The 6,086-nt window shown below is 64.6% G+C and carries 8 protein-coding genes; 3 read left to right on the top strand and 5 right to left on the bottom strand.

Going from position 1 to position 6,086, the window contains the following annotated elements; genetic code table 11:
- Nucleotides 1-1,117: ABC transporter transmembrane domain-containing protein (locus tag EN780_RS04005; RefSeq protein WP_245499865.1), on the bottom strand; the 1,117-nt coding region annotated here is incomplete at its 3' end.
- A 204-nt stretch (nt 1,118-1,321) separates the two neighbouring features.
- On the opposite strand from EN780_RS04005, the gene rpmE reads away from it, so the two are divergent.
- A complete protein-coding gene (rpmE, locus tag EN780_RS04000) occupies nt 1,322-1,543 on the top strand; it encodes a 50S ribosomal protein L31 (protein ID WP_023668748.1) in 222 nt (73 codons plus the stop codon).
- A gap of 308 nt (nt 1,544-1,851) precedes the next feature.
- On the opposite strand, the gene EN780_RS03995 is transcribed toward rpmE, so the two are convergent.
- On the bottom strand, nt 1,852-2,496 hold the full coding sequence (locus EN780_RS03995; RefSeq protein ID WP_128272233.1) for a TetR/AcrR family transcriptional regulator: 645 nt from the start codon (nt 2,494-2,496) through the stop codon (nt 1,852-1,854).
- Nucleotides 2,497-2,607: 111 nt separating this feature from the next.
- Here EN780_RS03995 and EN780_RS03990 point away from each other — a divergent pair, with 111 nt between their 5' ends.
- Nucleotides 2,608-3,432: an NAD(P)H-binding protein gene (locus EN780_RS03990; RefSeq protein WP_128272231.1), complete on the top strand. Its 825-nt coding sequence runs from the start codon at nt 2,608-2,610 to the stop codon at nt 3,430-3,432.
- Nucleotide 3,433: 1 nt separating this feature from the next.
- Nucleotides 3,434-3,910: a DUF1772 domain-containing protein gene (locus EN780_RS03985; protein ID WP_128272229.1), complete on the top strand. Its 477-nt coding sequence runs from the start codon at nt 3,434-3,436 to the stop codon at nt 3,908-3,910.
- 32 nt (nt 3,911-3,942) lie between these two features.
- Here the strand turns inward: EN780_RS03985 and EN780_RS03980 are convergent, their stop codons facing one another.
- The 3 genes from EN780_RS03980 to EN780_RS03970 all read right to left on the bottom strand — a co-directional run bounded on the left by EN780_RS03980 (nt 3,943) and on the right by EN780_RS03970 (nt 6,039).
- On the bottom strand, nt 3,943-4,251 hold the full coding sequence (locus EN780_RS03980; protein WP_281035341.1) for a SelT/SelW/SelH family protein: 309 nt from the start codon (nt 4,249-4,251) through the stop codon (nt 3,943-3,945).
- Between the two features lie 30 nt (nt 4,252-4,281).
- Nucleotides 4,282-5,031: a YebC/PmpR family DNA-binding transcriptional regulator gene (locus EN780_RS03975; protein ID WP_127282976.1), complete on the bottom strand. Its 750-nt coding sequence runs from the start codon at nt 5,029-5,031 to the stop codon at nt 4,282-4,284.
- 240 nt (nt 5,032-5,271) lie between these two features.
- Nucleotides 5,272-6,039 (bottom strand): TerC family protein, encoded by a 768-nt coding sequence (locus tag EN780_RS03970; RefSeq protein WP_127282975.1) that lies wholly within the window; start codon nt 6,037-6,039, stop codon nt 5,272-5,274.
- Between the last annotated feature and the right edge of the window lie 47 nt (nt 6,040-6,086).

The raw sequence follows: 6,086 nt of genomic DNA, 5'->3' as shown, positions 1-6,086 counted from the left end.
AGCTGAGACCATGCACGGCGGCGCGGTCCGGCCGCGCCGGATAGGAGAAGGAGACGTCGTCGAAGCTGATCGCGCCTTTCGCCTTCGCCGGCAGCGGCCGCGGATCGGCGGGCGGCTGGATCGCCGGCTTCTCGGCCAGGATCTCGGTCAGCCGCTCGGCAGCACCCGCCGCCTGGGCGAGCTCGCCCCACACTTCCGACAGCGCGCCGAGCGCGCCGGCGGCGAACACCGAATAGAGCAGGAACTGGCCGAGCGTGCCCGCCGACATCGTGCCGGAGAGCACGTCGCGCGAGCCGAACCACAGCACCGCCACCACCGAGGAGAAGATCATGAAGATGGCGAAGAAGGTGAGGAAGGCGCGCGCGAGGACCGAGCCGCGCGCCGCCTCGAAGGCGGCTTCCACTGCTGCGGAGAAACGGCCGGTGACCAGCGTCTCGTTGGTGAAGGCCTGCAGCGTGCGCACCGCACCGATCTGCTCGCTGGCATAGGCGGTGGCGTTGGCCAGCGTGTCCTGCGCCTGCCGCGACTTGCGCCTGACCGAACGGCCGAAGGCGACCAGCGGCAGCACGATGAGCGGGATGGCGGCGATGACGAGGCCGGACAGTTTCGGGCTGGTGAACACCATCATCGCCACCGCGCCGAGGCCGAGGATGACGTTGCGCAGCGCCACCGAGGCGGTGGCGCCGACCGCCGATTTCACCTGCGTGGTGTCGGCGGCGAGCCGCGACACGATCTCGCCCGAATGGGCCTTGTCGAAGAAGGCCGGCGACAGCGTCGTGACATGGGCGAAAACGTCGCGGCGGATGTCGGCGACGACGCGCTCGCCAAGCGTGATGACGAAATAGTAGCGCCCCGCCGATGCAGCCGCCAAAAGCGCCGCCATCGCCACCAGCGCTGCGAAATATTCGGCGATGAAGGTCGAGCCGGAGGACGAGAACCCGTTATCGATCATACGCCGCACGGCCATTGGCAAGGCCAGCGTCGTCCCCGCCGCCACGGCCAGCGAGATGAGCGCGCCGACGACCATCGTGCGGTAGCGGAAGATGTAGGGATAAAGGCGCTTGAGCGGCCCGAGCGAGCGCCGGCGCCCGTCTGCATCGCCACTGATATCCGCCATGAGCGTTTCCTCTGGCCGCCTTCGGGCAGTGCGTGCAATATGCGCCCGCCGCGGCCTTGTGATTCAATTCCGGCTGATGTATAGGCTCGCCGACCGTTTTAGAAGCCGTGGCTCCTCAATAGCTGCGGCTTCGAGTTTTAAAAAGGGGCGCATCGACGCAGGCCATGGGCCCGTCGGCAGCGCCACAAGCCAGGAAAAACGACAATGAAGGCCGACATCCATCCCGACTACCACACCATCAAGGTCGTCATGACCGATGGCACCGAATACTCGACCCGTTCGACCTGGGGCAAGGAAGGCGATACGATGAACCTCGATATCGACCCGACCACGCACCCGGCCTGGACCGGCGGCCAGCAGACCTTGCTCGACCGCGGCGGCCGCCTGTCGAAGTTCAAGAAGCGCTTCGAAGGCTTCGGCCTCTAAGCCGGATACGCCTGACAGATTTTGAAAACCCGCCCACGAGGCGGGTTTTTTGTTGCCATGACAGCTCCCTTCTCCCCGTCACTATACGGGGAGAAGGTGCCGGCAGGCGGATGAGGGGCGGCGCCAGCGTTGGTAGGTTCGGCCATCGGCAACATAGCCGGCCTCGGAAGTTCAGGACCCGTCGCGGTAAAACGACACCGATATCATAGGCCCGCGCTGCCCCTCACCTGCCTGCCGGCTTCCTCTTCCCATATAGAGACGGGGAAAGGGGCGCTGTCGTCAACTGTTTCGCAAATCGCGAACGTCGCCTACTCGCCCACCAGCTCCCGCAACGCCATGCACTTGTAGGCCGCGACCAGCCTGTCGCCCTCCTGTCGGTCGACGGAGATCGCCAGCCGCATGGCCGCCTCGCCCATCTGCCAGACCAGGAAGGCTGTGGTTTCCAGTGCCACCGGATCGGCATCGGGCCGCAGTCGCTTCAGCACCGAGACGAGGAATTCGGCATTGGCGCGGCTGTCGGCGAGCTCGAGCTCGCGCAACGCCTTGTCGGCCTGGGTGCCCGACCAGATGTCGCGCATCACCGGCTCGGCCAGGAACAGCCGGTAGTAGATATCGACCAGTTCCGAGAATGCCCGCCGCAAGCCCTCGGCGTCTGCGACATCCTTGAGCGCCGCGGCGATACAGGCCTGGCTTTCGGCGGTGTAGCGCTCGGCCAGCGCCCAGACGATCGCCCGCTTGTCGGGGAAGAACTGGTAGAGCGAGCCGATCGACACGCCTGCCCGCTCTGCCACCTCGCCCATGCGCATGGCGTCGCTGCCTTGCGCGGCGATCAGCGCCGAGGCGGCGGCGAGCATGCGTTCGACCCGCTCGCGGCTGCGCTGCTGGCTCGGGGAGCGGCGTGGCGAGGCCACCGATCCATCCTGCTGATGCGGCGCGGCACCTCTGCCTTCCATGGAGCCCTCCGGAAAGAATCTGCGACAACTCGCTTGACTCACAAAATACGAGGGTTTATCACGTTTTGCAAATGTGAGGATTACTCATATTTGTAAACCGAGGAGATCGAGATGACTACGAAACCTGTTTTGATCCTGGGCGGCACCGGCAAGACCGGCCGGCGCCTGGCCGAACGGCTGACCGCCAGGAACATTCCCGTGCGCATCGGCTCCCGCGCTGGCACGCCGCCCTTCGACTGGCTGGACAAGGAAACATGGGGCCGTGCGCTCGAAGGCGTCGGCGCCGTCTACATCAGCTACTATCCAGACATCGCCGTGCCGGGCGCGGCCGAAACCGTCGAGGCGTTTGCCCGGCTTGCCGTCGAACGCGGCGTCAGGCGCCTGGCGCTGCTCTCCGGTCGCGGCGAGCCTGAAGCCCAGCGCGCCGAGGAGATGTTGAAAGCCTCCGGCGCCGACTGGAGCATCCTGCGCTGCGCCTGGTTCTCGCAGAATTTCAGCGAGGGCTTCCTGATCGAGTCTATCCTCGAAGGCGAGGTCGCCTTACCGGTCGGCAATGTCGGTGAACCTTTCGTCGATGTCGACGACATCGCCGACGTCGCCGCAACCGTCCTGACGGAGCCAGGTCATATCGGCCAGCTTTACGAGCTCACCGGCCCGCGCCTGCTGAGCTTCGCCGATGCCGTCGCCGAGATCGGTAATGCCGCCGGCCGTGACATCCGCTACCGGCAGATCTCACATGCCGAATTCACCGAGGCGGTGGCGGCGCAGAACCTGCCGCCGGAATTCGCCTGGCTGCTCGACGAGCTCTTCACGAAGGTGCTCGACGGCCGCAACGAGACGCTGGCCGACGGCGTGCAGCGCGCGCTCGGCCGCCAGCCGAAGGACTTTTCCGCCTACGCAACCGAAACCGCCGCCAGCGGCGTCTGGAGCAACTGAGATGATGAAACTTCTTCCCACCCTCACCTTCATCGCCGCGATCGGCTCCGGCGTCGTCGGCGGCGTCTTCTTCGCCTTTTCCAATTTCGTCATGGCGGCGCTCGCCCGGCTGCCTGTCCCAAGCGGCATCGCGGCGATGAATTCGATCAACGTCACGGTGATCACGCCGACCTTCATGACGGCGCTGTTCGGCACCGGCCTCATTTGTCTCGTGCTCATTGCCGCCGTTCTCTTTGGCTGGAACCAGTCGGGTTCGAACTGGCTTGTTGCCGGCGCCGTGATCTACCTGATCGGCAACCCGATCGTGACCATGGTCTTCAACGTGCCGCTCAATGACGCGCTCGCCGCCGTCGACCCGGCAAGTGCCAACGGCGCCGCCGTGTGGGCGAACCATCTGAATGCATGGGTGATGTGGAACCACGTCCGCACCGTCACCGCCATCGTGTCGATGGCCTGTTTCATCCTGGCGATGCTTTGAGAAGTGCCAAGCACAAACAAGAAGACCCGGCTTCAAGCCGGGTCTTTTTTATGACCTTTTCGGTCGGCATGGCCGAGATCCCGGTCCGGATCGATGACGTCGCGGACCAGCTGCTTGAGCTTCGCGGCGTCGGGAAAGCCGCCGTCGCGCTTGCGCTCCCAGACAAGCGTGTCGTTGCAGGAAATGCTGAAGATGCCGCCGGTGCCGGGCACCAGCGTCACTTCGCCGAGATCGGTGCCGAAGGTCGAGAGCAGCTCCTGCGCCATCCAGCCGGCTCTGAGCAGCCACTGGCACTGCGTGCAATAGGTGATGCGGACGGTGGGCAGCGGCTTGTCGTTCATCTCGGATCGAGCTTCGCTCATATTTCGGACTTAGGCCGCGCTGAGCTTGGCCATGGTCTCGTCGTCGACCTCGAAATTGGCGTAGACGCTCTGCACGTCGTCGTCGTCCTCGAGCGTGGCGACCAGCTTCATCAGCGACTGCGCGCGTTCCTCGTCGACCGGAACGTTGTTCTGCGGCTGCCAGATCGGCTTCACCGATTCCGCCTCGCCGAGCGAGGCTTCCAGCGCCTTCGACACGTCGCCGAGATTCTCGAAGGCGCAGTAGATGGTGTGGCCTTCCTCGTCCGATTCGACGTCGTCCGCGCCGGCTTCGATCGCCGCTTCCATGACCTTGTCGGCGTCGCCGGCCGATGCCGGATAGTAGATCTCGCCGGCCCGGTTCCACATGAACGACACCGAGCCGGTTTCGCCCAGCGCCCCGCCGGCCTTGGTGAAGGCGGCGCGCACGTTCGAAGCCGAACGGTTGCGGTTGTCGGTCAGCGCCTCGACGATCAGCGCCACGCCGCCCGGGCCGTAGCCCTCATAGCGTACCGCCTCGTAGTTTTCGCCGTCGCCGGCAGAAGCCTTGTTGATGGCGCGCTGGATGTTGTCCTTCGGCATCGACACGGCCTTGGCGTTCTGCACGGCAAGGCGCAGCCGCGGATTCATCGCCGGGTCCGGCGTGCCGGTCTTGGCGGCGACGGTGATTTCGCGCGCCAGCTTGGAAAACATTTTCGACCGCACCGCGTCCTGGCGGCCCTTGCGGTGCATGATGTTCTTGAACTGTGAATGGCCAGCCATGGCACCCCTGTCGTGTTCGGCTAGAGCATCCTGAAGCCAGGTGAAGACACCTCGCTCTTCTCAAAATGCTCGAATTCAAAATTTCAGAGCGTCCCTGATACGCCTGTGGGGCATATGGCGCTCGCTGTCGGAATGGCCGGCTTATAGATAAATCGGCTCAATTCGTCCAGCCGCGCGTGACATCGGATGCGCAAGGCATCTGCCGCAGGCCTCGGAGTTGACGACGAAACGTGCTTCGCTTCAATGCCCTTCGCCGGACCTTGCCTTCTTGCGCCGCCGCGCCAGCATGTTGAGGCCCTCGACCAGCGCCGAAAAGCCCATCGCCGCGTAAATGTAGCCCTTCGGCACGTGGTAGCCCATGCCGTCGGCGATCAGCGTCATGCCGATCATCAAAAGGAAGCCCAGCGCCAGCATGACGATGCTGGGGTTCTTGGCGATGAAGTCGGCAAGCGGCCCGGCCGCCAGCATCATCACGCTCACCGCCACAATGACGGCGATGTACATGATGGCGATCTCGTCGGTCATGCCGACGGCGGTGATGATCGAATCGATCGAGAAGACGAGGTCGAGCAACAGGATCTGGAAGATCGCGCCGGCGAGCGATATCTGCAGCGTCTCGCCGAGCATCGTGTCCTTGTGATCCTCGGGATCGACCGTGTGGTGGATTTCCTTGGTCGCCTTCCACACCAGGAACAGGCCGCCGGCGATCAGGATCAGGTCGCGCCAGGAGAAGCCGTGGCCGAGCGCGGTGAACACCGGCGTCGTCAGTTGGACGATGATCGAGATGGTGGCGAGCAGCACCAGCCGCATGATCAGCGCCGCCGAAATGCCGAGCCGGCGCGCGCGCGCCCTTTGCGCCTCGGGCAATTTGTTGGTCAGGATCGAGATGAAGATCAGATTGTCGATGCCGAGCACGACCTCCAGCACCACCAGCGTCAGCAGCGCCACCCAGGCGGTCGGGTCGGAGACAAAGGCAAAGTGCGGCGCCAGGAATTCGATGAGCTGCATGGAGGTCGTCCCCTCTACGATCTGAAGCAGGTGTCGCCGCCAGTTAG

This window comes from Mesorhizobium sp. M4B.F.Ca.ET.089.01.1.1, from assembly GCF_004022605.1.
GTDB classification, from domain to species: Bacteria; Pseudomonadota; Alphaproteobacteria; order Rhizobiales; family Rhizobiaceae; genus Mesorhizobium; species Mesorhizobium abyssinicae.
This window is presented reverse-complemented; position numbering and strand designations above follow the sequence as displayed.